We start from the raw sequence: 25,015 nt of genomic DNA, 5'->3' as shown, positions 1-25,015 counted from the left end.
TTCCATGCGAGTGCTGATCGTCGACGACGAACACCTGGCGCGCGCGCTGCTGCGCGAATTCCTCGGCCACCATCCCGACGTCGAGATCGTGGGCGAGTGCGCCAACGGCTTCGAAGCGGTCAAGGCCATCGGCGAGCTCGAGCCGGAGGTGGTATTCCTGGATATCCAGATGCCCAAGCTCGACGGCTTCGAGGTGGTCGAGCTGGCGGGCAGCAAGCCGCACTACATCTTCGCCACCGCCTACGACCAGTTCGCGCTGAAGGCTTTCGAGGTGCATGCGATCGACTACCTGCTCAAGCCCTTCAGCCGCGAGCGGCTGGCGCAGGCGCTGGACCATGCGCGCAGCCGCCAGCCGCAGCCGGCCCAGGCGGCGCAGCTCGAAGCCGTGGTGCAGGACGCGGCCCAGCGCCGCGGCTACCTGGAACGGGTGCTGATCAAGGATGGCGCGCGGGTGCATGTGGTGCCGGCCTCGAGCATCGACTACATCGAGGCGCAGGACGATTACGTGCAGGTGACGGCGGGTGGAAAAGCCTACCTGAAGAACCAGCGCCTGTCCGAGCTGGAAGCCCAGCTCGACCCGCAGGTGTTCATCCGCATCCACCGATCCTATATCGTGAACGTCGGCGCGATCACGCGCATCGAGCCGGCCAGCAAGGACAACTACTGCGCGGTGCTCAAGGATGGCGTCAAGCTGCCGATCAGCCGCAGCGGCTACCAGCGGGTCAGGGAGATGATGCGATAAAGCGCTTGTCGACGTCCCACCACGCCGGCAGCAGGCCGCGCACGTCCGGCTTGCCGAAGCGGTCGTCGATCAGCCACACCACGCCGCGGTCGTCCTCGGTGCGGATCACGCGCCCGGCCGCCTGCACCACCTTCTGCATGCCCGGGTACAGGTAAGTGTAGTCGTAGCCCGCACCGAACATCGCCTGCATCCGCTCGCGCAGCTGTTCGTTCACCGGGTTCACCTGGGGCAGTCCGAGCGTGGCCACGAAGGCCCCGATCAGGCGCGTGCCCGGCAGGTCGATCCCTTCGCCAAACGAGCCACCCAGCACCGCGAAGCCGACCCCGCGTCCCTTCAGCGTGAAACGCTCGAGGAAGGCGGCGCGTTCCAGCTCGCTCATGCGGCGTTCCTGGCGCCAGGCCGGCACCTGCGGGTGGCGTTCGCGCAGCTGCGCCAGCACCTGTTCCAGGTAGTCGAAGCTGCTGAAGAAGGCCAGGTAGTTGCCTTCCCGGTCCGCGTACTGGCGCGCCACCAGGTCGGCGATCGGCGCCAGCGAGGCGGCGCGGTGCTGGTAGCGGGTCGAGATGCCGCCGGCGACATGGACCTCGAGCTGGCTGGCGGTAAACGGCGAGGCGACGTCGGCCCAGGCGGTGTCCGCCGGCATGCCCAGCAGGTCGCAGAAATAATGCCAGGGACTGAGCGTGGCCGAGAACAGGGTCACCGAACCGGCCAGCGCGAAGCGCGGCGCCAGGAAAGGGGCGGGCACCACGTTGCGGATGCTGATGGTCGAGTCGCGCACGCCATGGCGCCCGAGGTCGCACAGCGAATGCTCGCCGAAGGATTCGGCCAGGCGCAGGAAACCCAGCGCGTCGAAGTGGAAGCGCTGCAGGTCGGGGTCGAGCGGGCCGGGGAAGTCGGCGAGGAAGTCGTTGACGGTGCTGGTGGCGTTCTGCAGCGCGTCGAGCAGCTTTTCGGGCGGCTTGTCCAGCACCTGGTAGGGCGCGGGGGCGTCCTTGTCGACGCCGGTCCAGGCGCGGCCGACGCGCTCCAGCGCTTTCTTCACCAGCTCGGGCGCATTGGCGCGCGCGACACGCAGGTTCGCGCGGTCGAGTTCCGCGCTGTACATCGAGCGCGCGCGCGAGACCATATTGTGGGCTTCGTCGACCAGCACGCTGGTGCGCCAGCCATTGGCCAGGGCCAGCGCGTAGAGCATGGCGCCACCGTCGAAGTAGTAGTTGTAGTCGCCCACCACCAGGTCGGCCCAGCGCGCCATTTCGCTGCCCAGGTAGTAGGGGCAGACGTTGTGCGCCAGTGCGACCTCGCGCAGGCCTTCGCGGTCCAGGTTCGACAGCTGGGCGGCGGCCGAGCGGGCGGCGGGCAGGCGGTCGTAGAAACCTTTGGCGAGCGGGCAGGCGTCGCCGTGGCAGGCCTTGTCGGGATGCTCGCACGCCTTGTCGCGCGCCGTCAGTTCCAGCACCCGCAGCGGGATCGTGCCGCCCGCGCTCAAGGTGGCGGCGGCGTCCAGCGCCAGACGCCGGCCCGGCGTTTTGGCGGCCAGGAAAAAGACCTTGTCCAGGCGCGCCGATGGCATGGCTTTGAGCACCGGGAACAGGCTGCCGACGGTCTTGCCGATGCCGGTCGGCGCCTGCGCCAGCAGGCAGCGCCCGCTCGTATTGGCACGGTAGATGTTTTCGGCGAGCTCGCGCTGGCCGGGGCGGAAATCGGCATGCGGGAAGCGCAAGGCGCCAAGGGCCGCATCGCGGGCGGCGCGGTGGGCCGCTTCCTGTGCGGCCCAGCTTGAAAAGCGATCGCACAGCTGCACGAAGAACGCGGACAGCGACGCCGCATCCTGGGTCTCGCGCAGCACCGTTTCATGGCCGCTGCCGATATCGTAGTAGACCAGGGCCAGGTTGACCTGCGCCAGCCCCAGTTTCTGACACAGCAGGTGGCCATACACGCGCACCTGCGCCCAGTGCAGGTGGCGGTGGTTGTCGGGAATCGCGGAGAATTTGCCGCGGTGGGTCTTGATCTCTTCGAGCAGGTTCTGGTCGGGGTCGTAACCGTCGGCGCGCCCGCGCACGTGCAACTCGCCCCAGTCGCCGGACAGCGACACTTCGGCCTGGTAGTTGCCGCCACGCCGAGCCTGTACGACGGCGTGGCCGGCGATGCCTTCCTGGGCGGTGGGCGAGGGCGTGAAGCGCAGGTCGAGGTCGCCCTGCTTGGCCGTGAATTCGCACAGCGCCCTGACCGCGACGGTATAACTCAAGCCGCTTCCTGTCCAGCCGCGTGCTCCCACTGCAGGTAGCAGACCGTCACCGGCATCTGGTGTGCGCCGCAGTACTCGATCCAGCGCAGCTGGTTGTCCTGCAGGCGGTCGCCCGGGCCCTTGACTTCGATCATCGTGTAGCGCTGCTCGGCGGGCCAGAACTGGATCAGGTCGGGGAAACCGGTACGGTTGGCCTTGACGTCGACCAGGATCCGTTCGCACCACTTGCGCAGGTGGGCCGCCGGGATGCAGGCCAGGGCCAGTTCCAGCAGGTCGGCGCCCAGCGTCTCCCACCAGACAAAGGGTGAGGAGATGCCGGCCTTGTCGGCGAAATTGCGGCGGATGGTGTCGCGGTAGCGGCCGTCGTCGAGCTGGTCCAGGCAGGCCGCGAACTCGGCTTCGCGGCGGTGGTGGAAGTCGGCACTGTACAAATCGGCTGGGCCGCGGTGGAAGGGGTGGAAGAAGGCGCCAGGAATGGCCGTGAAGATGGCCTGCCAGCACAGCAGCCCGAACAGGGAATTGGCCAGCGCGTTTTCGACGTAGAACACGGGCGCGTCCTCGCGCGCCAGGTGATCGCGCACCACGCCTTCGACCCACCAGCCGGCAGGGGGCATCGGCAGGCTCAGGTCGAGGCGCTCGACGCCGGGCGCGCGGCGCGCGGCCAGGCGCGGGTGGCCGAGGCGGCGCGCCAGGCGTGGGCCGATGCGGGCCAGGTGCTGGCGTTCGGCTTCGCTTTCCGGCGCGGCCTGGGCCTGGGTGAGCAGGGCAAAGGCTTCGCCGAAGCGCTCGTGCTTTTCCAGCACGCGGATCGCGCGCCCGCGCGCGCCGGGGAAGCGGCAGCGCGCATACACGCCATGGGCCTTGTCCCAGTCCTTGAGTTTTTCGTATTGCTGGCCGATCTGGAACAGCAGCTTCTCGCGCCGGCTCACCAGCCAGTCGTTGTCGAAGGCATGCGAGGGCAGGTCGGCCGCCACCTCGTCGAGCGGCTCGCCGGCGGCGAAGCGCTCCTTGCAGGCGTGCAGCAGCAGGTAATGGTCGACGTCGCCGCGCGAGCGGAAACCGCGCGAGGCCTGCGAGATCTCGACCTGCTCGTAGCGGAACATGCCGAGGTCGGACAGCACGAATTCGGTCCAGTCCTGGTGCAGGTTGCCGAAGAAGATCAGGCGCAGGCGGTCGCACAGCGGCTTGACCAGGATGCGCAGGGCCACGTCGGCGCAGCCTTCGTACCAGTCGAGGAAGGGGCGGCTGTCGCCGAATTGCGCACGCAGGGCTTCCAGCTGCTCGCCCTTGCGCGCGCTCTTCTGCTGCGCCGACTGCAAATGGGGACGGAAGGCGTCGGCGATCTCGGGCTTGGACAGCAGCTCGAACAGTTCGTCCAGGGTGAGGGCCGGGTTGGCCTGCACCCAGCCGGTGCCGAGCAGGTGGTGTGATGCTTCGACCGGGCAGCCGATTTCGGCGTACACCAGCTTACTGGCGCGGAACAAATTTCCCTTGCGCATGACCATGCGAACGAACAGGGCGCGCGCATTGTGCGGCAACTGGGGGAAGGCGGCCAGGAAGGCGAGCTCGTCGTCTCCGAGCAGGTCGCGATACCGCTCGCCTATCCAATCAAGGACGCGCTGGAAATTGTCCAGATAATAAAACTCGTTTTCCAGAACCCGGATCATGTCGTGAGGCCATACTGTGCTTATGTACAGTATAAGGCCTTTGGGCATCAACCACCCAGCACTATCCCGGTTTTTCGGCGCTGGTGGTGGCTTTTCGCCACGCTATTGCTGCGCCGGCTTGGACTGGCAGGCATTGTTCGGGCACAGCAGCTCGGTCATTTGCGAGCCTTCCGGGGCGTGGCCGTTGGCATGCAGGATCACAGCCGAGATCAGGGCGACGTCGGCGTCGGGCGCGCCGTCGGCCGCCTTCACAGGCGGCGTGCCGCGCTGGGCCTTCGCCTGGCCCGGTCGATTGGTGTTTTTTGCCGCCAGCACCGGTTTGACGCGCGCCGGCGCCGGGGCCGGGCGGGCAGCCTGTTTCGCTGCAGGGGCGGGCGCTGGCGCCGGACGGGGCGGCGCAGCCGTTTTCGCGAGGGGACGGGCCGGGAGCGCATCCGGCGCCGGAACCCTGGCCGGCGCCGCCGCTTTTGGCGGCGCCGGCTTGAGCAGGCGCAATGGCGGCACGCCATCCGGAGGAGGCGCCTGGTCGACGATGACCGCGGCGCTGGTTCGCCGGAGCTCGAGCGCGGGTGGGGCCATGGCGACCTGGATCAGGGCCACGCCCGCCGGCTGCTGCTGGGCCGCCTTGCCGGCTTCGGCCAGCGCCATCTCCTGGGCATTCGGGCGCATGCCGTCGTTGTTCGCCGCCAGCCAGACCAGCGCGCCCACCAGCGCCAGCGCCATTGCCGCCCCACCGCCATACCAGGCCAGCCGTGCGGCGGACCGGCCGCTGCCGCGCTTGCGCGCCGGATCCCGCTCGAGCATCGCCAGGATGCTGTCTTCGCCGCTGGTGCGGCGCGGCGACATCAGGTTCGGACGCATGGACGCAGGTTGATTTTCGTCTGTAGGCCGCACGGTATTACTCCTAAGATTGGTTCTCCCAATTCTGATTAGAAACAATCTCGGAGGTGCCGGTGCTGATTTTTCTCGCCCTTCTGTACTTTTGTCTCGCCTCGTGTGCGATCTGGCTTGCCCTGTTCCCGAACGGCCGTGCCTTCGTCGCGCGCGGACTGGGCGCGCTGCGCCAGCGCCTGTCGCAGCGCGCGCTCGGCTGGCAGATCGCGGGCAGCCGCTACAGCGGCGCGGTGCGCGGCAGCGTCCCGCGCGACGTCCAGGGCAGCATCGTGCGCTTCGTGCGGCGGCACCGGATCGCCTGCGCCATCGGCGTGCCGGCGGTCCTGATCCCCTCGCTGCTGGCGCTGGCCCTGAGCAGTCCCGCCATGCTGCCCGTGTACGAAGGCGGCACCGCCATGCCGGACGTCCAGGTGGCGGCCCTGCTGCAGGGCGAGCGCCTGGCGCCGCCCAGCGCGCTGCCGCCCAGCGTGTTCACCACCGGCGAGGTGGAGCTGGTGCGCCCGCTGCTGGTGAGCGCCAGCCGCAACTGGGGCCTGCTGCATCCGGACTTCAACCAGCGCCTGCTGCTGGCCTTCAAGATCATGAAGGAAAAGCACGGCTACGACATGGCGCTGCTGGAAGGCTACCGCAGCCCCGCGCGCCAGGATGAACTGGCCAGCGCCGGCAGCCACGTCACCAATGCGCGCGCCTTCCAGAGCTGGCACCAGTACGGGCTGGCGGCCGACTGCGCCTTCCTGCGCGACGGCAAGCTCGTCATCTCCGAGAAAGATCCATGGGCCATGCGCGGCTACCAGCTGTACGGGGAAGTGGCGGAATCGCTTGGCCTGACCTGGGGCGGGCGCTGGAAGATGATGGATTTTGGCCACACCGAACTGCGGATGCGCGGCGTCATGCAGCGCTAGCGGCCGGGCAACTATTGAGGCGTCGCAAGCGTTGCACGGTGCCGGCATGCGAGCATTTCCAATAGAACATTCCTACAACCCACCATCCTGCTCCCGCCATGGCCCGAATCTGGCAGTTACTGACCGACAGCCGCGTGCTGGTCGCGATCGGCATCGCCGCGCTTGCGGCTTGCCTCTTCATCGGCGCCGACCTGATCGGCATTGACCTGATCTGGGGCCTGATCGCCGGGCTCCTGCTGCTCGCGCTCTGGGGCGTGGGGTGGGGCGTGCGGCGCCATATCCGCGGGCGCATGGCGAAACAATTGGGCGAGGCCATCATTCCGGGCGAGGACCAGGGCCCCGGCGCTACCGGCGACGTGGCGGTGCTGCGCAAGAACATGCTCGAGGCGATCGCCACCATCAAGACCTCGAAGCTGGGCCTCACGCGCGGCGCGGCGGCGCTCTACGAGCTGCCCTGGTACATGATCATCGGGAACCCGGCGGCGGGCAAGAGCAGCGCGGTGGCGCGCTCCGGCTTGACGTTCCCGATCCCCGGCAACAAGGCGCTGCAGGGCGTGGGCGGCACGCGCAACTGCGACTGGTTCTTCACCACCGACGGCATCCTGCTCGATACCGCGGGCCGCTATTCGGTACAGGACACCGACCGCGAAGAGTGGTTCAGCTTCCTCGACCTGCTGAAGAAACACCGTTCACGCGCGCCCATCAACGGCATCCTGATCGCGGTGAGCGTGGCCGAACTGGTGGCCGGCCCCACCAGCGCCTCGCACGAACTGGCCAAGAGCCTGCGCACGCGGGTGCAGGAACTGACCGAACGCCTGGGCGTGCACGCGCCGGTCTATGTGGTGTTCACCAAGGCCGACCTGGTGGCCGGCTTTACCGATTTCTTCGCCGAGACCGAGCGCACCGAGCGCGAACGCATCTGGGGCGCGACCCTGCGCTACAACCGCCGCAGCGCGCCCCAGGACGTGCTGGGCTTCTTCGACGAGCATTTCGACGAGCTCTACGACGGCCTCAAGGAGATGAGCCTGGCCAATATGGGCGCCAACCGCAGCACCCAGATGCGGCCCGGCGTGTTCACCTTCCCGCTCGAATTCGCGGCCATCAAGACGCCGCTGCGCGCCTTCCTCTCGACCCTGTTCGAAGAAAACACCTACCAGTTCAAGCCGGTGTTCCGCGGCTTCTACTTCACCAGCGCGCTGCAGGAAGGCAGCGTGCAGGACTTGTCGAGCAAGCGCGTGGCCAGCCGCTTCGACCTGGCGCTGCGCGAGCAGAAAGGGGAAGAGGTCGCCGAGCAGTCCGGTTACTTCCTGCTCGATTTGTTCCGCAAGGTGATCTTCGCCGACCGCGAGCTGGTCAAGCGCTACACCAATCCGTCGAGCGCGCGCTGGAAGGTGGCGGCCTTTTTCGGGGCCACCATCCTGCTCGGCTGCGCGCTGGGCGGCTGGAGCTGGTCCTACATGGGCAACCGCCAGCTGGTGGCCAATGTCCAGACCGATCTCGACAAGGCGACCCGGCTGCAGCTCGGGCGCACCGACCTGCAGTCGCGCCTGGAAGCGCTCGACATCCTGCAAGACCGCATCGAGCAACTGGACAAGTACCGCGAAGACCAGCCGTGGGCGCTGGCTTTCGGGCTGTACCAGGGCGAAGCGCTGGAGCGCAAGCTGCGCGACGAATACTTTGCCGGCGTGCGGGCGGTGATGGTGGAGCCGGTGACGGCGGCGCTGGAAGCCATGCTGGCCGAGGTCAACGCCAACGCTTTCCAGCTGGCGCCCACGGCCGCGCCGGATGCGGCGCCGGCCGCCGCACCAGCCCCGGCCGGCCAGCCTTACCAGAGCGTGTCCGCCACCAGCGTGGCCGACGCCTACAACGCCCTCAAGACCTACCTGATGCTGGGCGATAAATCGCACGCCGAGCCTGGCCACCTGAACGACCAGCTGACCCGCTACTGGCGCACCTGGCTCGACGCCAACCGCGGCAACATGCCGCGCGAGCAGATGATCCGCAGCGCCGAACGCCTGCTGACCTTCCACCTGTCGCAGGTGAACGACCCGGCCTGGCCGCAGATGACGCTCAAGCTCAGCCTCCTGGACAGCACCCGCGAGCACCTGCGCCGCGTGGTGCGCGGCACTCCGGCCCGCGAGCGCGTGTACAACGACATCAAGACCCGCGCCTCGACCCGCTTCCCGGCGGTGACGGTGGCGCGCATCGTCGGCGAACAGGACCAGAACCTGGTGGCCGGCAGCCATGCGGTCTCCGGGGCCTTCACCCGTCAGGCCTGGAAGGAGTTCGTGCTGGGCGCCATCCGCGACGCCTCCAACAGCGAGGCGAAAAGCGCCGACTGGGTCCTGAAAACCGTCTCGAAGGACGACCTGACGCTGGAAGGCAGCCCGGAACAGGTGCAAAAGGCGCTGATCGACCTGTACAAGGCCGAGTATGCGCGCGAGTGGCTGAAATTCGTGCAGGGCGTGGCGATCGCCGACCTGAAGGGTTTCGACGGCAGCGTGCAGGCCATGAACCGCCTGGGCGACCCGCAAACCTCGCCGATCGCCAAGCTGCTGCGCTTCATCTACGACGAAACCGTGTGGGATAACCCCGGTGCGGCGGGGGCGGGGTCGAGCCAGACCGAGCGTGGGTTCGCCGACTGGTTCAAGGAAAAAATCCTGCGCCGCGCGCCGTCGGATGCGCGCACCCTGGCCAACGCGATCGACCCGGCGGCGCTGCTGGGCGGGCAAAGCGGCGCCGGCCCGATCGGGCGCGAGTTCGCCGGCGTGGCGCGCCTGGTCGGGGTCAAGGAAAAGGATGCCTCGCTCATGACAGGCTACCTCGACGCCCTGTCGAAACTGCGCACCCGCCTCAACGCGTTGAAAAACCAGGGCGACCCCGGCCCCGGCGCCAAGCAGTTCATGCAGCAGACCCTGGAAGGCAGCGGCTCCGAGCTGGCCGACGCACTGCGCTACGTCGACGAGCAGATGCTCACCGGGATGACCGACAGCCAGAAGCAGGCCCTGCGCCCGCTGCTGGTGCGCCCCTTGATCCAGACCTTCGCCATGATCGTGCTGCCCTCCGAGGCCGAGATCAACAAGACCTGGCAGTTGCAGGTGGTCGAACCCTTCCAGCGCCTTCTCGCCACCAAGTACCCGTTCGCCGCCGGCGGCAACGTCGAAGCCACCGCCGACGAGATCGGCCAGATCTTCGGGCCGCAAGGCGAAGTGGCGAAGTTCGTCAATACCGCCATGGGGCCGCTGGTGGTCAGCCGCGGCGGGGTGCTGGCGCCGCGCACCTGGGCCGACATCGGCATCACGCTCGCGCCCCAGGCGGTGTCGGGCTTCCCGGGCTGGATCGCACCGCTGTCGTCCAAGGGCGTAGCGACCAGCAGCGGCCCGCAGACGGTGTTCCAGATCCTGCCGCAGGCGGCGCCCGGCACGCTCGAATACACGCTCGACATCGACGGCCAGCAGCTCAAGTACAAGAACACGGCCCCCGTCTGGATCAATATGGTGCACCCGGGACCGCAGGGCGTGGCCGGGGTGCGCATCAGCGCCGTCACCTTCGACGGGCGCACGGTCGAGCTGCTCAATGAACCCGGGCAGGCGGGCCTGAAACGCATGATCGACGCGGCCCAGAAGAAGAAAAAGGACGGCGGCGTGTTCGAGCTGCGCTGGAGCGCCCAGAACGTGGCGGTGACGGTGGACCTGAAGATCGTCAGCAGCGCGGCCGCCAACGGCAGCGGCGAGCAGGGCGCCGGCTTCCGCGGGCTGCGCCTGCCGCCCACCATCGTCGGCCGGCCGCCGGACGCGCCGGCGCTGGCCTCCACCGGCGGGGGGCAGTGATGCGCGGCCCCGCCTCGGAACGGATCGGCTACTTCGGCAAGATCCCGGCGCGCGCCGACTTCGTGAAGCTGGCCGACGACCCGGCCGCCATCGCCATGCTCGACCGCTGGCTGGCCCAGGTGATGACGCAGCTGGCCGAGGACGCACGCTGGCGCATCAACTACGACGCCATGCCGGCCGTGAGCTTCGCCCTGGTGGGGCCCGCGCGCCGGCATGCGATCGCCGGCCACCTGCTGGCCAGCCACGACCAGTCGGGGCGGCGCTTTCCCTTCCTGGCCGCGCGCACGCATGCGGTGGCCGACCCGGCGGCGTTTGTGACGCGCTGCCCGCTGGCCTTCGCGCCGCTGTGGACCTTCCTCGAGTCGATGTGCCCGCGCGTGTTGTGCGAGCTCGACCCGAGCCCGCACCTGCAGGCCATCGCCGACGCCGCCGTGACCTTGGGCGAGGTCGAACCGACGCTGTCGCACCTGATGGCCAACGGCACAATCGGCTCGCTCGGCGCGCTGCTCGAAGAGCGCCAGTTCGCGCGCATGGTGCTGGCGCTCGGTCTGCTGCTGCAGCCGGTGATGCACAGCCAGCCGGCCGAACTGCATAAAAGCCTGGTGCTGCCGCTGCCGAACGACGCGCAGGCGCGCTACCCGGTGGCCGCGTTCTGGCTGCAGCTGGTGGCGCCGTTCCTGCGCCGCGCCAGCTTCGACCTGGCGATCTTCATCACCCGCCAGGAGGGCCGGCCGGTGCTGGTGGTGGGCTTCTGCGCCGCGCTGGCCGCGACCCTGCGCGCCCTGGTCGACCCGCTGGTGGGCGCCGACCAGCAGGTACGCCTGAGCGACACCGGCTGGATCGACGAGCAGCTGTATATCGATACCGACGTGCGCTCGCTGGCCAGCTACCTGGCCCAGGCCGACCTGCCGCTTGGCCTCGCACGCGACATGTTCATGAAGACCTTCATTGGAGCTGCGACGTGAAACCACCCGTGATACTCAGCGTGCTGCTGCTCGTGTGCCTGGCCGGCCCCGCCCGCGCCGACCAGGACGCGCCGATCGTCGTCAGCGGCACCGTGGCCGATGAGCCGACCAAGGCCGCGCTGCTCGACCGCCTGCGCATCGTCTACGGCGCTTCGCGCGTGGTCGACCAGCTGTCGGTCGGCACCGTGGCGGCGCCGGCCAACTGGAACGAGTATGTGGCCAAGCTGATCAACCCGAACCTCAAGCTGGTCAGCCGCGGCCAGCTCAAGGTCGAAGGCAACAAGGTCAGCCTGCGCGGCGACGTCGCCAACGAAGCCCAGCGCCAGCAGATCGCCGGCGACATCGCCGCCAGCCTGAATTCTTCGTATACGGTCAATAACGGGCTGCGGGTGGCGGTGTCGGAACAGGGCGTGCTCGATGCGGCGCTGGCGAACCGGATCATCGAATTCGAATCGGGCAAGGCGGCGCTGACCGAGGCGGGCATGAAGGTGCTGGACCAGATGAGCGAGGCGATGCAGAAGCTCAAGGGCGTCAAGGTGGAAGTGATCGGGCATACCGACAACGCCGGCTCGCGCGCGGGCAACCTGTCGCTGAGCCAGGCGCGGGCGGAGGCGGTGAAAGCCTATATCGTCGGGAAGGGGATTGCGCAGGACAGTATTGCGGTGTCGGGGGAGGGGCCGGATCGGCCGGTGGCGGATAATCGGACGCCGGAGGGGAAGGCGCGCAATCGGCGGATTGAGTTCAAGGTGGTGCAGTAGGGTTGCGGAATAGCTTGGGTCCCGGCCTGCGCCGGGACGACGGTTTTTAGGCCAACAATGAAAGCACGTCGTCCCGGCGCAGGCCGGGACCCAGTTTGGTAGCGTACCGCGAACCCACGAAAACTACGGTAGCGTGATGGTCACATGCGCCGCCTTCGGCGGCAACTTCACCAGGTCGTTATATTTCGCCATCGCCGTCCCCGTCTCGTTCGACAGCGCCGTGCGAAAGCCCACATACGCCCCCAGCCCCGCCACCATGAACACGGCCGCCAGCACCCACAGCGACAAATCGCTCTGCAGCCGGTTGACCACCTGGTCCGGCCGCTCGGCGTGGGGTGCGAAGCCGCGGGTGCGGCCGCGCATGCGGGCGATTTCGTCGCCCAGGCGGGCCACCAGGTAATCGAGCTTGTCGCGCCCGTCGAGCGCGTAGCGGCCCTGGAAGCCCAGCAGCAGGCACATATGGAACACCTCCAGCGCTTCCACATGCACCTGGCCCTTGGCGCGCAGGTCTTCGAGGCGGTGGAAAAAGTGTTCGCCCGCGAGCTGGTCGCCGAACACGCGCAGCTGCAGCGGCCGGGTTTCCCAGGCTTCGCGCACGTCGAAGGTCGAGCGCAGGATGATCTCGTCGACCGCCGAGCAGAACGCGTACTTGGCGGCGGTGACGTCGTCGGCCGAGATGCCGAGCGCCTTGGCGTTGCGGTCGACGTCGGCGAGAAAGCCGGTCATGTTGTCGGAGAAGGCCACCTTGTCCTGCGGCCCGCAGCCGTTCTTGAGCAGGAACAGGGCGTAGAAGCCTTCGTACATGATGTCCACCAGCCGCTGCGGCGGGCGGGCCGCGCGGGCGCCGGGTTGCGGCGCCACGCGCCGTTCGACGAAGGCGTTCATGCCGCCACCGCGACCAGTTCGAGGCGCAGGTCGCGGATCCCGTTGGGGACATAGATCGAGATCGCCTGCGCTTTGAGCATCGTTTCGTACAGCATGCCTCGGTTCTCCAGGATGAAGTAATAGGTATCGGGCCGCACCGGCACTGCCGCCGGCACCTGCGGGGCGTGCACCAGCTTCACGCCGGGCAGGGCCGACAGCACGAACTTGTCGACGTCTTCCGGCGCGCCCACCTTGAACTGCAGCGGCACCACGTCCACCAGCTGCAGCGCCGGCATGTCGGCCGACACGGCGAGGTAGAGCGTGGTCTGCAGGTTGATGCGGCCCGAATCGAGGGCGCCCAGGTAGTAGGACGGGCGCTCGCGGTTCAGGACGATCGTGAAATAGCGCGCCGAGATCACGGTATCGAGCAAGTCGCGGATGATGCCGTCCAGGCGCGCGAACTGCGGCCCCGGGTCAGCGTGCACGTAGGACGGCAGGTCTTCCAGCCGGTAGCTGCGCGAGTACGTCATCAGGCCGCCGGCCAGCGCCAGCAGCTCGCCGAACAGGCGCTCCGGGTGCAGGTCGCGGTGGCCCAGGTAGTGCGACAGCGCGGCGTAGCCGGTGCTGGCCGTGTGCAGCAGCCAGAAGGCCGAGACGTCGCCGCCGCGGATCTCGATCACGTTCTTGCTCGGCTCGCGCATGTGGCCATACAGGGCGTTGACCTTGGCCAGCAGCTTTTCCATCAGGCGCGCCAGGCTCAGGTGCAGGCCCGGCGCCGCATCGATCGACAGGCTGGGCGGCACGAAGGACGGATCGGCCTCGAAGCCGCCGGTGGGCACGCGGCGCAGGCGCACCAGCGGGAAGCTGTCGTAGGCTTCGAGCGGCTCGGTGTCGGCCACCAGGCGCAGCGCCTTGCGCAGGTAGGTGATCGGCGCCTCGGCCGCGCGCGTGTACAGGTCCTGGGTCTCGTGCTCGTGGCTGGAAAAGCGGGCGTCGGCGTGCAGCTCGCTGTCGAGCGTGGTGTTCTCGCCCCAGGCCTTCAGGGAAGGCAGCGCGGCGTGGAAGGTGACGCTTTGCAGGCCGGCCGGCAATTCGCCCAGGCGCACCTGCAGCGGCAGCGGGTCGCCGTCGGGCGCGCGGACCACCTCGCCGTCGGGGAACAGCACCGACAACTCTTCCACGCGCAGCACGTCGTGGCGCAGGGCGTCGTGGTCGACGACCAGCTTGCGCACGCCCCAGGCATAGGGATGGAGGGCGGCCGCGGTCTGGTTCAGGCGCGCCTCGTGGTAGCGGTCCTGCTGCTGGAAATGCTGGGGCCGCAAGAACAATCCTTCGCCCCACAGTAGCTTCGCTGGCATGCTCACATCGACCTCGCCTTCGACTCCAGAAATTCCTAGCTTGGCGGAAACGACAAGCCGTTCATTGACAGCGCACAGAAGAAAGCATCGATGCCTGGGAACTGCCGCCCATCGTGAGCGCGCAAGCGTGCAGCCCGACCGTCAGCCCGGTGAGCTCGGCCTCGGCGGCGGTCATCGTCACGCGCCAGCGCTGGTCGGCCGGGCGCTGGAACAGGGCGACCACCGCCACGTGGCCGGCCTCGCGGCTCACTTTTTCCGTCAGCTCGAGCTGCTGGCCCGGCACCAGCATCAGCTCGCGCACCTCGAGCAGGTCGGCGCCCAGGCTGTCGCGCTCGGCCTGCGGGTTCAGGAAGGCGGAGTAGGGCGCCTGCTCGAAAGCTTCTTTTTGCCGCAGCTTGTAGACGCGCACCGCCAGCGCCAGCGGCTGGCCGCGCTTGTCGACGTTGAGCTTGGGCGAGGCGTGCAGGCGCAGCAGCACCGTGCGTGGCGGCTTCTGGGAGTCGAGCAGCTCGGGCGGCTTGCGCAGGCCGGTCGCTTCGAGGGCCGCGCTGGCGAGCCCGTTGCTGCCGCAGCCCGACAGCAGGGACGCGCAGCACAGCGCTGCCAGCAAGAAAGCTGTTCTCATCGCCATTTCCTTTATTCATCGATTGAAGGATCAAACACGGATTGAACCGGAGCCGCGCGCGGCTGCCCTGATCGGGCGCAAGCGCAAGCCATCCACGGGAGAACTAAAGCGAACTCGGCTTTGCTTGACGGTCCGCAATTTCCTGAAACTCGGCATGCGAATAATGGTGGCTGGTTTAACTGTCGTGGAGAGCCAGCATGATGTGCAAACGCTTGATGCCGTTGATGATCGTGGGAGTCGTCGCCCTGGCCGGGTGCGCCACGACCGACAAGGTGGTCGCCAAGTCGACCGCCAACGCAGGGGAACAGGTCTTTACCGACGCCGACATCGCCATCGCGTCGAAACAGGAAGAAAAAGCCTACGCCATGCTCAAGGCCGCGGGCGACGCCCACCCGGTCGACAAGCGCCCGTGGGTCAAGATGGCGCAGATCCGCTTCAACGCCGGCGTGTATGGCGAGGCGATCACCAACGCGCACGAGGCGCTCGAACGCGACCCGGACGATACGGTGGCGCACAGCATCGTCGCCGTCAGCGGCCTGCGGGTGGCCAGCAAGGCGCTGGCAGACCTGACCCGCAAGAACAACCTGAATGGCGACGTGAAGAGCGAGGCGCAGGACCTGGCCAAGCTGCTGCGCACCAGCCTCGGCGAGAACGACCTGTTCAAGAAGGGCGACGCGGTCAAGACGACGCCGGTGCGGGTCCGCTCGTCTTCCACCACCGCCGCCTCCGCCCCGCCCGAGAAGAAAGCTGCCAGCAGCAGCAACGATCCGTTCAGCGGCCTCAAATAATCCGCGCGGCCGGCGCCCCCGGCTGTCCCCATCCCCGCAACCTGGAGTCGACATGGCCAAGAGTGAAAGCGTGCAGAAACGCTTGCAGAAAGTGCGCGCGCCGCGCGTGCAGATGACGTATGACGTCGAGATCGGCGACGCCATCGAGAACAAGGAACTGCCCTTCGTCGTCGGCGTGGTGGGCGACTTCGGCACCGACCCGGATGCGGAAAAGAAGCGCCTCAAGGACAAGAAGTTCGTCAACGTCGATGCGAGCAATTTCGACGAGGTGCTGGGCGCGGTGGCGCCGGTGGCCAGCTTCCGGGTCGACAACCACTTGTCGGCCGAGGGCGGGCAGTTCGCGGTGCAGCTGCAGTTCAGGGAGATGGACGACTTCCGCCCGGAGTCGGTAGTGCGCCAGGTGAAGCCCCTGAGCGGCTTGCTGGAAGCGCGCACCAAGCTGGCCGACCTGCGCAACAAGCTGGCCGGGAACGACAAGCTGGAAGACATCCTGAGCGAGGTGCTGGGCAATACCGAGAAACTCGCAGGCCTGCGCAAGCAGGGCACAGAAGAAGGGGAGGCGTGAGATGGCGGCAGTCCTCGATACCAATGTACAGAAAACCGCGGCCGCGCCCTCGGTGGAACTCGACGATTCGCTGCTCGACCAGATCGTCGAGCAAAGCCGGGTGGCGAAGTCCAGCAGCGAACACGAACGCGCGCGCGACATCATCTCGGAACTGGTGACCCAGGTGATGCAGGGCACCATGGTCATGTCGAACAACCTGTCGGCCATGATCGACGCGCGCCTGGCGGAACTGGACCGCATGATCTCGGAGCAGCTCTCCGCCGTGATGCACGCGCCCGAATTCCAGAAGCTCGAGCGCAGCTGGACCGGCCTGAACTACCTGGTGAAGAACAGCGCCACGGGCGCCAACCTGCAGGTGCGCATGCTCAACGCCAGCAAGCGCGAGCTGGTGAAAGACTTCCAGTCGGCGCTGGAGTTCGACCAGAGCAGCATGTTCAAGAAAGTCTATGAAGAAGAATTCGGCACCTTCGGCGGCGCCCCCTACGGCACCCTGATCGGCGACTTCGAGATCTCGCGCCAGCCCGAGGACATCTACTTCCTCGAGCAGATGTCGCACGTGGCCGCGGCCAGCCACGCGCCCTTCATCACGTCGAGTTCGCCGGAACTGTTCGGCATCGACAGCTTCGGCGACCTGGGTAAACCACGCGACCTGGCCAAGGTGTTCGACACGGTCGAATACGCCAAATGGAAGGCCTTCCGCGAATCGGAAGACGCGCGCTACGTCGGCCTGACCCTGCCGCGCTTCCTGGGACGCCTGCCTTACCATCCGGCCGACGGCATGACCACCGAGGGTTTCAATTATGTCGAGGACGTGGACGGGAGCGACCACCAGAAGTACCTGTGGTGTAACGCCGCGTATGCCTTCGGCGCCAAGCTGACCAAGGCCTTCGAGGACTACGGCTGGTGCGCCGCGATCCGCGGCGTGGAGGGCGGCGGCCTGGTGGAGAACCTGCCGGCCCACACCTTCAAGACTGACGAAGGGGAAGTCGCGCTCAAGTGCCCGACCGAGCTGGCGATCACCGACCGCCGCGAGAAAGAGCTGTCGGACCTGGGCTTCATCTCGCTGGTGCATTGCAAGAACACCTCGTACGCGGCCTTCTTCGGGGCCCAGTCGGCGCAGAAGGCGAAGAAGTACAACAACGAGGCGGCCAACGCGAACGCCGTGCTGTCTTCGCAGCTGCAGTACATCTTCGCGGTTTCGCGCATCGCCCACTACATGAAGGCCATGATGCGCGACAAGATCGGCAGCTTCGCTGCCGCATCGAACGTCGAGGATTACCTGAACCGCTGGCTGACCCAGTACGTCCTGCTGGACGATAACGCCAGCCAGGACCAGAAGGCCCAGTTCCCGCTGCGCGAGGCCAGCGTGCAGGTGTCCGAAGTCCCGGGCCGCCCGGGCGTGTACCGCGCCGTGTCCTTCCTGCGGCCGCATTTCCAGCTCGACGAGCTGTCCGTTTCGCTCCGTCTGGTCGCGGAGCTGCCGCAGTCGACCAGTGCTTAAGCAGTCCTTATCAACGTGAATGGAGTAGAACATGGCAATTGACGTATACCTGCAGATCGATGGGATCAAAGGCGAATCGATGGACGACAAGCACAAGGACTGGATCGAGTGCCTGGCGGTGGACTGGGGCGTGAAGCAGCCGCGTTCGGCGACTGCTTCGACCGGGGGCGGCCACACCGCCGAACGCTGCGAACACCAGGAGATCCAGTTCAAGAAGCTGGCCGACCTGGCCTCGCCGATCCTGCTGCAGACCTGCTCGGCCGGCAAGACGATCCCCAAGGCCAAGCTGGAGTTCATGCGCGCCGATGGCCAGGGCGACCGCGTCAAGTACTTCGAGATCGAGCTCGAGAACGTCCTGATCGGCTCGGTGGAACCGAGCGTGAAGGAGGGCAGCATCATCCAGGAAGACGTGGGCCTGAAGTTCTCGAAGATCAAGTGGAAGTACACCCAGCAGAAGATCGGCGGCGGCTCCGGTGGTAACACCTCGGGCGGCTGGGACCTGGCGGCCAACAAGGTGGTCTGACCCACGCGGCACGCTTGCCCCCGCGCGGCGCACGCAAGGATGCGGCGCCGCGCTTCTTTTTTTGGAGAGACCATGAAGGGCTTCACGCCGGGCCTGCTGGACCGCCTCATGGACGAGCGCCCTGACGCCTGCGCCGGCACTCCCATCACCTGCGAGCAGCTCAAGGACAGCGTGGCGCGCGACCTCGAGGCGCTGCTCAACACGCGCCTGGCCTTCGACCCGGCAATATTGAATGGCTACCCGGAAGCGCGCGGCTCGCTCCTGCTCTACGGGCTGGCCGATTTCGCCAGCTACTGCCTCACCAGCAGCCTTGATCGTGCCGCCGTCTGCGCCAGCATCCAGGACGCGATCGAAGCCCACGAACCGCGCCTGCGCGACGTCACGGCCACGCTCGACGTGGTCCCGGGCAGCGTCAACCGCCTCAACTTCGTCATCCATGCCCGGCTGGCCGTGTCGCCCACGGCCGAGCCAGTGAACTTCAATGCGGTGCTGCAGCCTTCGTCGCTGCACTACGCCGTCAGGCGCACCAGCCGGCGCGCTTGACTTCAACCCACAAGGAAGCGATACGATGGACATCAATCTCAAGACCCTGATCGGCAAACTCAACGACACCACGCGCGCCGCCGCCACCCGTGCCGCGTCGATCTGCGTCGGCATGGGGCAGTACGAGGTCGAGATCGAGCACCTGTTCCTGGGCCTGATCGAGCAGCCGGGCAGCGACCTGTGCGTGGTCGCGCAAGGCTGCGACATCAGCCTGACGGGCCTGGAGACCGACCTGCGCAAGGAGATTGCGCGCTTCGCCACCGGCAGCGCGCGCACGCCCGTGTTCTCGCGCCACCTGCCGCTGCTGTTCGAGCATGCGTGGCTGATCGCTTCGCTGGGCAACGGGCAGCCGAACCAGATCCGCAGCGGCCACTTGCTGCTGGCGCTGCTGACCGAGCCATCGCTGTCGCAGCTGGCGCTGCGCGCCTCGCCCTTGTTCCGCCAATTCCCGATCGACCGCCTGAAGCACGACTTTGCAAAGATCACGCGCGGCTCGCAGGAAGCGCAGCCGGTGGCGGAACAGGCCGAGATGCCCGGGGACGCGGCCGGCGAAGTCGCGGCCAGCGCGGCGCGCGCCACGCCGGCGCTGGACCAGTACACCACCTGCCTGACCGCGCGCGCGCGCGATGGCCGGGTCGATCCGGTGATCGGGCGCGACCCGGAAATCCGCCAGGCCATCGACATCCTGATGCGGCGGCGCCAGAACAACCCGATACTCACGGGCGAGGCGGGGGTCGGCAAGACCGCCGTGGTCGAGGGCCTGGCCCTGCGCATTGCCCAGGGCGACGTGCCGGAGGTGCTGCGCGGGGTCGAGATCCACACGCTCGACATGGGCCTGCTGCAGGCCGGCGCCAGCGTCAAGGGCGAGTTCGAGAACCGCCTCAAGAACGTGATCGACGAGGTGAAGAAAAGTCCGCACGCGATCATCCTGTTCATCGACGAAGCCCACACCATGATCGGCGCCGGCGGGGCGGCCGGCCAGAACGACGCGGCCAACCTGCTCAAACCCGCACTGGCGCGCGGCGAGCTGCGCACCATCGCGGCCACCACCTGGAGCGAGTACAAGAAGTATTTCGAGAAGGACGCGGCGCTGGCCCGGCGCTTCCAGGTGATCAAGGTCGAGGAGCCGGACGAGCCGACCGCCTGCGCCATGCTGCGCGCCATGGCGCCGCTGATGGAAAGCCACTTCAATGTGCGCATCTACGATGACGCCGTGACGGAAGCGGTGCGCCTGTCGCACCGCTACATCAGCGGGCGCCAGCTGCCGGACAAGGCATTCAGCGTGCTCGATACCGCCTGCGCCAAAGTGGCCTTGGGCCAGAGCGCGACCCCGGCCGCGCTGGAAGACTGCACCCGCAAGATCGAGCGCATCGACGCCCAGGTGTCGGCGCTGCAGCGCGAGGCCAATGCCGGCGCCAGCCACGAGGACAAGCTGTCGCAGCTGCGCCAGCTGCGCGGCAGCCTGGACGACGAGCGCATCGGCCTGCAGCGGCGCTGGGATGCCGAGCAGGCGCTGGCCGCGGAAATCAATGAGATGCGAACGGCGCTCGAGGACGGACGCGCGCAGGACGGCACGGCGATGCGCTCCCTCACCGAGCGCCTGCGCGCGATGCAGGGCGAGTCGCCGCTGGTGCCGGTGCAGGTGGATGGCCACACGGTGGCCGAGATCGTCGCCAGCTGGACCGGCATCCCGCTGGGCCGCATGGTCAAGGACGAGATGCGCACGGTGCTCAACCTGCAGTCGCTGCTTGACGAGCGCATCCTGGGCCAGTCGCACGCCAGCCACGCCGTGGCCCAGCGCGTGCGCACCGCGCGCGCCAACCTGGACGACCCGAACAAGCCCAAGGGCGTGTTCCTGTTCGTCGGCACCTCGGGCGTAGGCAAGACCGAGACCGCGCTGGCGCTGGCCGACATCCTCTACGGCGGTGAGCGCAAGCTGGTCACCATCAACATGAGCGAATACCAGGAAGCGCACAGTGTCTCGGGCCTGAAAGGCTCGCCGCCGGGCTACGTGGGCTATGGCGAAGGCGGGGTGCTGACCGAGGCGGTGCGGCGCAACCCCTACAGCGTGGTGCTGCTGGACGAAGTGGAAAAGGCGCACCCGGACGTGCTCGAGCTGTTCTTCCAGGTCTTCGACAAGGGCGTGCTGGACGACGCCGAAGGGCGCCAGATCGACTTCCGCAACACCATCATCATCCTGACCTCGAACGTGGGCTCGAGCCAGATGATGGCGGCCTGCCTGAACAAGCCGGTAAGCGAGGTGCCGGCGCCCGAACAGCTGGCCGAGCTGATCCGCCCACAGCTGATGAAGCACTTCAAGCCGGCCTTCCTGGGACGCCTGGCGGTGGTGCCGTTCTACCCGATCCGCGACGAGGTGCTCACCAATATCATCCGCCTCAAGCTGGACCGCATCAAGGCGCGCGTGATGGACAACCACCGCGCGCGCTTCGAGTACGACGACGCGCTGGTGTCGGCGGTGCTGAGCCGCTGCACCGAGGTCGATTCCGGCGCGCGCAACGTCGACAACATCCTCAATGGCACGCTGCTGCCCGAGATCGCCGACAGCGTGCTGGCGCGCATGGCAGAAGGCGGCAGCATCGCGCGGGTCAAGGTGGGCGCGACCAAGGCCGGCAAGTTCAAGTATGCGATCGAATAAGGAGCGGCCATGCTGAACCTGGACAAGCTGCTGGTCCCGATTTCCATGGACCGGCCCTGCGGCGAGGACCTGGCGTTCTCGCCGGAGTTCGACGCCATCAACCGCGCGCGCCAGGCCGACGACCCGTCGATCGAGCAGGGCGCCTGGGTCACCACCCTGAAGGAAGCGGACTGGAAGTTCGTCACCCGCCGCTGCGTCGAATTGCTGGAATCGCGCAGCAAGGACCTGCAGCTGGCGGTCTGGCTGGCCGAAGCGGCGACCAAGACCGGCGCCCTGGCGGGCCTGGCCGACAGCCTGCGCCTGCTGGCCGGCCTGTGCGCGCGCTACTGGGACAGCGTGCACCCGCTGCCCGACGAAGACGGACATGAGCGCCGCATCGGCAACCTGGCCTGGGTCGCCGCCCGCATCGCGCCGCTGGTGAAAGACATCCCGCTGGCCGAGGGCGTGACGGTGCGCGGCTGGGAGGCGGCGCGCGCGAAGGGGCCGGAAGCGGTGGCCGAACTCGAAGTTGCCCGCGCCAGGTCCACGCAGGCGGCGCGCCAGCTGCTGGCGGGCGGCGCCGAAGACTGCCTGGCCGCGCTGGCCGAGCTCGAGCACGTCGCCGACGAGCGCCTCAGGGCCGACGGCCCGAGTTTCGGCGCCGGCCGCGCGGCCCTGCGCGACTTCATCGACATGGTCGCGCCCTCGCTGCCGGTGGCCGCGCCGGTTGGCGGCGCGGCGGCCGCCATGCCGATGGTGGTGGCCGCGGGCAGCCCGGTGCCGGTGCTGGAGGGGCCGCTGCACAGCCGCGAGCAGGCGCTGGCCCAGCTGCGCAGCGTGGCCGCATTCTTCCGCCGCACCGAGCCGCACAGCCCGGTGGCCTACCTGGCCGAAAAGGCCGCGCGCTGGGGCGAACAGCCGCTGCACGCGTGGCTGCGCTCGGTCATCAAGGATGACGCGTCGTTGGCGCGGCTGGAGGATTTGCTGGGAATCGAGGCGGAGGGTTGAAAGAAAATTTCATCCAGACGCAATAAATGAAATTTTCTTCCGGGTGGTGGGCGGGGATTCCCGCCCACCACCGGTTTATTCTGCTGCTTTTTGCGTGCCCGGCTGGACCATCGAGCTGGCTTTCGCGATCTGGTCTTCGACCGTCTGCACCGCCTGGCGGGTGGCTTGCGTTACTTGCTCATAGCCCTTGAAGGCATTGTCGATCGCGGTCTTGATGATCTCCACCGCGTTTTCCGACCCCGGCTTGACGTTTTGCGTGACGTCGTAGATCAGCGCCGACAGGGTGGTCTTGGCTTCGGTCACGTGCGAATCGGCGGCCTGGCGGAACTCCTTGTGCATCTCCTCGATAATCGATTTCAGCTGTTCGCGGTATTCCGAGGCGCCGGCCACGCCCGGCTGCATGCGGGCGTGCAGGGCGGCGATCGCCTGCTTCGGGTCGCCTGCCTTGGCCATTTCCTGGCCTGCGGCCAGTGAGCCTTCCATCGAGCTCTTCGCGGCATTCATGTTCAGCGCCACTACCTGTTCCACGCTCTTGACGGTCTTGCTGGCAAGGGCGTTGAAGGTCTGCATCTGCAGGTCGAACAGGGTCTTGGTGGCGTTGGCGAACTGCTCAGGACTTGTGAACATCGGTGTCTCCTCCGTTGTGGAATGGATCGTGTGAGCTACGCTTGCCACCCCATTATTTAGCAACAATGAGTTTTTCGCAACGCGCGTCCCGGTATGGCCCGGCAGATTTTTCCCAGCCCGGTCCGAGCGGGGTCTGCGAGCACGTTAAAGTGCCGTTGAGTTTGCTGCGCCACTGGTACCAGGGCGCGGGCCCGGCGAGGGCTGCGTGTGCTGCCAGGCCAAGCGCGAGGAGGAGGGTGATCTGTTTCATGACCTGCCGAGCTTAACCCGATTGCGCGCCAAGTCAAGCGCCGTCTTGCGCTTCCCACCGTGGGAAGGTGTATCCTGCCTCTGGATACAACAGGAGATGAGCATGCAGCAAGATGCCCCGCAATTGAATATCGGCGATGCGGCCCGGGCCTCGGGCGTGTCGGCCAAGATGATCCGCCACTATGAATCGATCGGCCTGGTGCGGCAGGCGCGGCGCACGCAGGCCGGCTACCGCCTGTATTCGGGCGAAGACGTGCGCGTGCTGCAGTTCGTCCATCGCGCCCGCGTGCTCGGCTTCTCGCTCGAGCAGATCGGCACCTTGCTGGGCCTGTGGCACGACAAGGACCGCGCCAGCGCCGACGTGCGCCTACTAACGCGCAGCCACATCGAGGAACTCGACCGCAAGATCGCTGAGATGCAAGCGATGCGGCGCACGCTGGAGACGCTGGCCGCATCCTGCCATGGCGATGCGCGCTCGAGCTGCCCGATCCTGGACGACCTGGCCGCGCCCGGGGTTTGCAGCTAGCGCCCCCGGTGCAGCGCGCATTTCAGCCAGATGAACGGCGCGGACAGCGCGTACATTTGCACCAGCATCAGCGCGCTGGCGAACACGCCCAGCGCCAGCCTCGAATGGCAGATCGCGCCTTCCCACCCGGCCGGCCGGCCGACACCGTCGAGCGCCGGGCCGGGCCAGATGAACGGAATGCATGCCAATGCCGCGATCGGCCAGCAGGACCATTCGAAATCCGCGCGGTCCTTGAGTGTCGCCGGGTCGAGCAGGCGCACGTGGAAGTACACGAACAAGGGCATGGCCAGGAAGGCCAGGCCGATGGCGAGCAGGAACGTGAACGTCGTCACCTGCGGCCATGGGGACAGGCGCGCAAATGCGGCGACAAATGGAAGGTGGCTGGATGCGGCGTCGGCCAGCGCCGCCAGGCGCGGGACGCGACTGACGATATCGCCCGGCGCCGCCAGCGCGGCCAGCACGATCGTCGCCATCGCGGCCAGCCAGGTGGCGTCGCCATAGAAGCGGGAGCTTGTATCGTTCATCGGGACAGCCTCGCCATCACGGGGAAGGCAGGGCGAGCGCGCGCGCCAGCGCCAGGTCGGGAAAATCGACGACGCGGTAACGCTCCGGGAAGGCATCGGCCATCGGCGCCATCAGGTGCCCGAGGCGCCCTACAGCGACTCCCACGACAGCTGCAGCAGACCAGCAGCCGAAACGCCGCCTCGTCGAAGCGCACCGGTTCGTCGGGAGCATGGATGGCCAGCTTCTTCATCAGGAGCTGGGCGTAGCTGCGGGGCGTCGGCGGGCGCCGGAAGAAATCGAACAGGGACATGTGGCGCAGTCTAGGCAGCTTCGCCATGCCTGTCCAAGCGGGGAGCATAAAACGCAAAACGCCGTAAGCCTTTTTCAAAGCTTACGGCGTTTTGCGGGACTACCGTCCAGGTAGAGTTTGGTGCCCACGGAGGGACTCGAACCCCCACACCTCGCGGCACATGGACCTGAACCATGCGCGTCTACCAATTCCGCCACGTGGGCACTGACACTGCTACTGCAACAACAAACTGCTTTACTACGAACTGCTGCGGAAAACATCTCCGGTAGAGTGGTGCCCACGGAGGGACTCGAACCCCCACACCTCGCGGCACATGGACCTGAACCATGCGCGTCTACCAATTCCGCCACGTGGGCACTGAACTGCTTACTCTGCTACAATAGCAG

General features: G+C 67.4%; 23 protein-coding genes and 2 tRNA genes. 13 read left to right on the top strand and 12 right to left on the bottom strand.

The annotated features are described in order from the left end of the window. The first annotated feature begins 4 nt into the window (after positions 1–4). Positions 5–742: a LytR/AlgR family response regulator transcription factor gene (locus tag BM031_RS02295; protein WP_091870577.1), complete on the top strand. Its 738-nt coding sequence runs from the start codon at positions 5–7 to the stop codon at positions 740–742. Here the strand turns inward: BM031_RS02295 and BM031_RS02290 are convergent. The 3 genes from BM031_RS02290 to BM031_RS02280 all read right to left on the bottom strand — a co-directional run bounded on the left by BM031_RS02290 (position 723) and on the right by BM031_RS02280 (position 5,515). Then, entirely contained in the window at positions 723–2,987 is a 2,265-nt protein-coding gene (locus BM031_RS02290; protein ID WP_091870574.1) for an ATP-dependent DNA helicase, read from the bottom strand. The genes BM031_RS02295 and BM031_RS02290 overlap by 20 nt on opposite strands. Then, the gene (locus tag BM031_RS02285; protein ID WP_091870572.1) at positions 2,984–4,654 is read right to left on the bottom strand and encodes a VRR-NUC domain-containing protein; all 1,671 of its coding nucleotides are present in this window, start codon (positions 4,652–4,654) and stop codon (positions 2,984–2,986) included. The genes BM031_RS02290 and BM031_RS02285 overlap by 4 nt, the downstream gene beginning before the upstream one ends. 102 nt (positions 4,655–4,756) lie before the next feature. Further along, the gene (locus BM031_RS02280) at positions 4,757–5,515 is read right to left on the bottom strand and encodes a hypothetical protein (RefSeq protein ID WP_091870569.1); all 759 of its coding nucleotides are present in this window, start codon (positions 5,513–5,515) and stop codon (positions 4,757–4,759) included. Positions 5,516–5,607: 92 nt separating this feature from the next. Between BM031_RS02280 and BM031_RS02275 the strand changes: the two genes are divergently transcribed. The 4 genes from BM031_RS02275 (at position 5,608) to BM031_RS02260 (ending at position 12,003) form a co-directional block, all read left to right on the top strand. Beyond that, the gene (locus tag BM031_RS02275; RefSeq protein ID WP_177207629.1) at positions 5,608–6,450 is read left to right on the top strand and encodes a M15 family metallopeptidase; all 843 of its coding nucleotides are present in this window, start codon (positions 5,608–5,610) and stop codon (positions 6,448–6,450) included. A 98-nt stretch (positions 6,451–6,548) separates the two neighbouring features. After that, a complete protein-coding gene (gene tssM / locus BM031_RS02270; RefSeq protein ID WP_091870566.1) occupies positions 6,549–10,280 on the top strand; it encodes a type VI secretion system membrane subunit TssM in 3,732 nt (1,243 codons plus the stop codon). Then, on the top strand, positions 10,280–11,245 hold the full coding sequence (gene tagF / locus BM031_RS02265) for a type VI secretion system-associated protein TagF (RefSeq protein ID WP_091870563.1): 966 nt from the start codon (positions 10,280–10,282) through the stop codon (positions 11,243–11,245). Before tssM ends, tagF begins: the two co-directional genes overlap by 1 nt. Then, positions 11,242–12,003 carry an OmpA family protein gene (locus BM031_RS02260; RefSeq protein WP_370660031.1) on the top strand — a complete coding sequence of 254 codons (762 nt, stop codon included), beginning with the start codon at positions 11,242–11,244 and terminating at the stop codon, positions 12,001–12,003. Before tagF ends, BM031_RS02260 begins: the two co-directional genes overlap by 4 nt. Before the next feature lie 123 nt (positions 12,004–12,126). Here the strand turns inward: BM031_RS02260 and icmH are convergent, their stop codons facing one another. From icmH to tssJ, 3 genes are all read right to left on the bottom strand, one after another. Next, the gene (icmH, locus tag BM031_RS02255; protein ID WP_091870561.1) at positions 12,127–12,888 is read right to left on the bottom strand and encodes a type IVB secretion system protein IcmH/DotU; all 762 of its coding nucleotides are present in this window, start codon (positions 12,886–12,888) and stop codon (positions 12,127–12,129) included. Then, a complete protein-coding gene (gene tssK, locus BM031_RS02250; RefSeq protein ID WP_370660030.1) occupies positions 12,885–14,225 on the bottom strand; it encodes a type VI secretion system baseplate subunit TssK in 1,341 nt (446 codons plus the stop codon). Before tssK ends, icmH begins: the two co-directional genes overlap by 4 nt. 61 nt (positions 14,226–14,286) lie before the next feature. Continuing rightward, on the bottom strand, positions 14,287–14,850 hold the full coding sequence (gene tssJ, locus BM031_RS02245) for a type VI secretion system lipoprotein TssJ (RefSeq protein ID WP_091870555.1): 564 nt from the start codon (positions 14,848–14,850) through the stop codon (positions 14,287–14,289). A 197-nt stretch (positions 14,851–15,047) separates the two neighbouring features. Here tssJ and BM031_RS02240 point away from each other — a divergent pair, with 197 nt between their 5' ends. The 7 genes from BM031_RS02240 to tssA all read left to right on the top strand — a co-directional run bounded on the left by BM031_RS02240 (position 15,048) and on the right by tssA (position 22,413). Continuing rightward, complete coding sequence (locus BM031_RS02240) at positions 15,048–15,638, top strand: tetratricopeptide repeat protein (protein ID WP_091870553.1); 591 nt, start codon at positions 15,048–15,050, stop codon at positions 15,636–15,638. 52 nt (positions 15,639–15,690) lie between these two features. Next, positions 15,691–16,203 carry a type VI secretion system contractile sheath small subunit gene (gene tssB, locus BM031_RS02235; RefSeq protein WP_091870550.1) on the top strand — a complete coding sequence of 171 codons (513 nt, stop codon included), beginning with the start codon at positions 15,691–15,693 and terminating at the stop codon, positions 16,201–16,203. Position 16,204: 1 nt separating this feature from the next. Then, positions 16,205–17,704 carry a type VI secretion system contractile sheath large subunit gene (gene tssC, locus BM031_RS02230; protein WP_091870548.1) on the top strand — a complete coding sequence of 500 codons (1,500 nt, stop codon included), beginning with the start codon at positions 16,205–16,207 and terminating at the stop codon, positions 17,702–17,704. Positions 17,705–17,735: 31 nt separating this feature from the next. Continuing rightward, positions 17,736–18,227 (top strand): Hcp family type VI secretion system effector, encoded by a 492-nt coding sequence (locus tag BM031_RS02225; RefSeq protein WP_091870545.1) that lies wholly within the window; start codon positions 17,736–17,738, stop codon positions 18,225–18,227. A 72-nt stretch (positions 18,228–18,299) separates the two neighbouring features. Beyond that, on the top strand, positions 18,300–18,770 hold the full coding sequence (tssE, locus tag BM031_RS02220; protein WP_091870542.1) for a type VI secretion system baseplate subunit TssE: 471 nt from the start codon (positions 18,300–18,302) through the stop codon (positions 18,768–18,770). A gap of 25 nt (positions 18,771–18,795) precedes the next feature. Next, the gene (gene tssH / locus BM031_RS02215; protein ID WP_091870540.1) at positions 18,796–21,426 is read left to right on the top strand and encodes a type VI secretion system ATPase TssH; all 2,631 of its coding nucleotides are present in this window, start codon (positions 18,796–18,798) and stop codon (positions 21,424–21,426) included. 9 nt (positions 21,427–21,435) lie between these two features. After that, entirely contained in the window at positions 21,436–22,413 is a 978-nt protein-coding gene (gene tssA / locus BM031_RS02210; protein WP_091870537.1) for a type VI secretion system protein TssA, read from the top strand. A 75-nt stretch (positions 22,414–22,488) separates the two neighbouring features. On the opposite strand, the gene phaP is transcribed toward tssA, so the two are convergent. Continuing rightward, positions 22,489–23,040: a phasin family protein gene (gene phaP, locus BM031_RS02205; RefSeq protein ID WP_091870535.1), complete on the bottom strand. Its 552-nt coding sequence runs from the start codon at positions 23,038–23,040 to the stop codon at positions 22,489–22,491. A 52-nt stretch (positions 23,041–23,092) separates the two neighbouring features. After that, a complete protein-coding gene (locus tag BM031_RS02200; protein ID WP_091870532.1) occupies positions 23,093–23,290 on the bottom strand; it encodes a hypothetical protein in 198 nt (65 codons plus the stop codon). Positions 23,291–23,386: 96 nt separating this feature from the next. Here BM031_RS02200 and cueR point away from each other — a divergent pair, with 96 nt between their 5' ends. Next, positions 23,387–23,815: a Cu(I)-responsive transcriptional regulator gene (gene cueR / locus BM031_RS02195; RefSeq protein ID WP_218147553.1), complete on the top strand. Its 429-nt coding sequence runs from the start codon at positions 23,387–23,389 to the stop codon at positions 23,813–23,815. Here cueR and BM031_RS02190 read toward each other — a convergent pair. The 4 genes from BM031_RS02190 to BM031_RS02180 form a co-directional block, all read right to left on the bottom strand. Then, positions 23,812–24,339: a hypothetical protein gene (locus BM031_RS02190; protein WP_091870529.1), complete on the bottom strand. Its 528-nt coding sequence runs from the start codon at positions 24,337–24,339 to the stop codon at positions 23,812–23,814. The genes cueR and BM031_RS02190 overlap by 4 nt on opposite strands. Before the next feature lie 16 nt (positions 24,340–24,355). After that, positions 24,356–24,484, bottom strand: coding sequence for a hypothetical protein (locus BM031_RS26180; RefSeq protein WP_267873303.1), 129 nt, complete (start codon positions 24,482–24,484; stop codon positions 24,356–24,358). Positions 24,485–24,747: 263 nt separating this feature from the next. Continuing rightward, positions 24,748–24,832 (bottom strand) — tRNA-Leu (locus BM031_RS02185). A gap of 68 nt (positions 24,833–24,900) precedes the next feature. Next, positions 24,901–24,985, bottom strand: a tRNA-Leu gene (locus BM031_RS02180). Between the last annotated feature and the right edge of the window lie 30 nt (positions 24,986–25,015).

The sequence above is a fragment of the Massilia yuzhufengensis genome (genome assembly GCF_900112225.1).
Classification (GTDB): domain Bacteria; phylum Pseudomonadota; class Gammaproteobacteria; order Burkholderiales; family Burkholderiaceae_D; genus Telluria; species Telluria yuzhufengensis.
The sequence above is the reverse complement of the archived record's forward strand: the minus strand, read 5'-3'. Positions and strand labels throughout refer to the sequence as shown.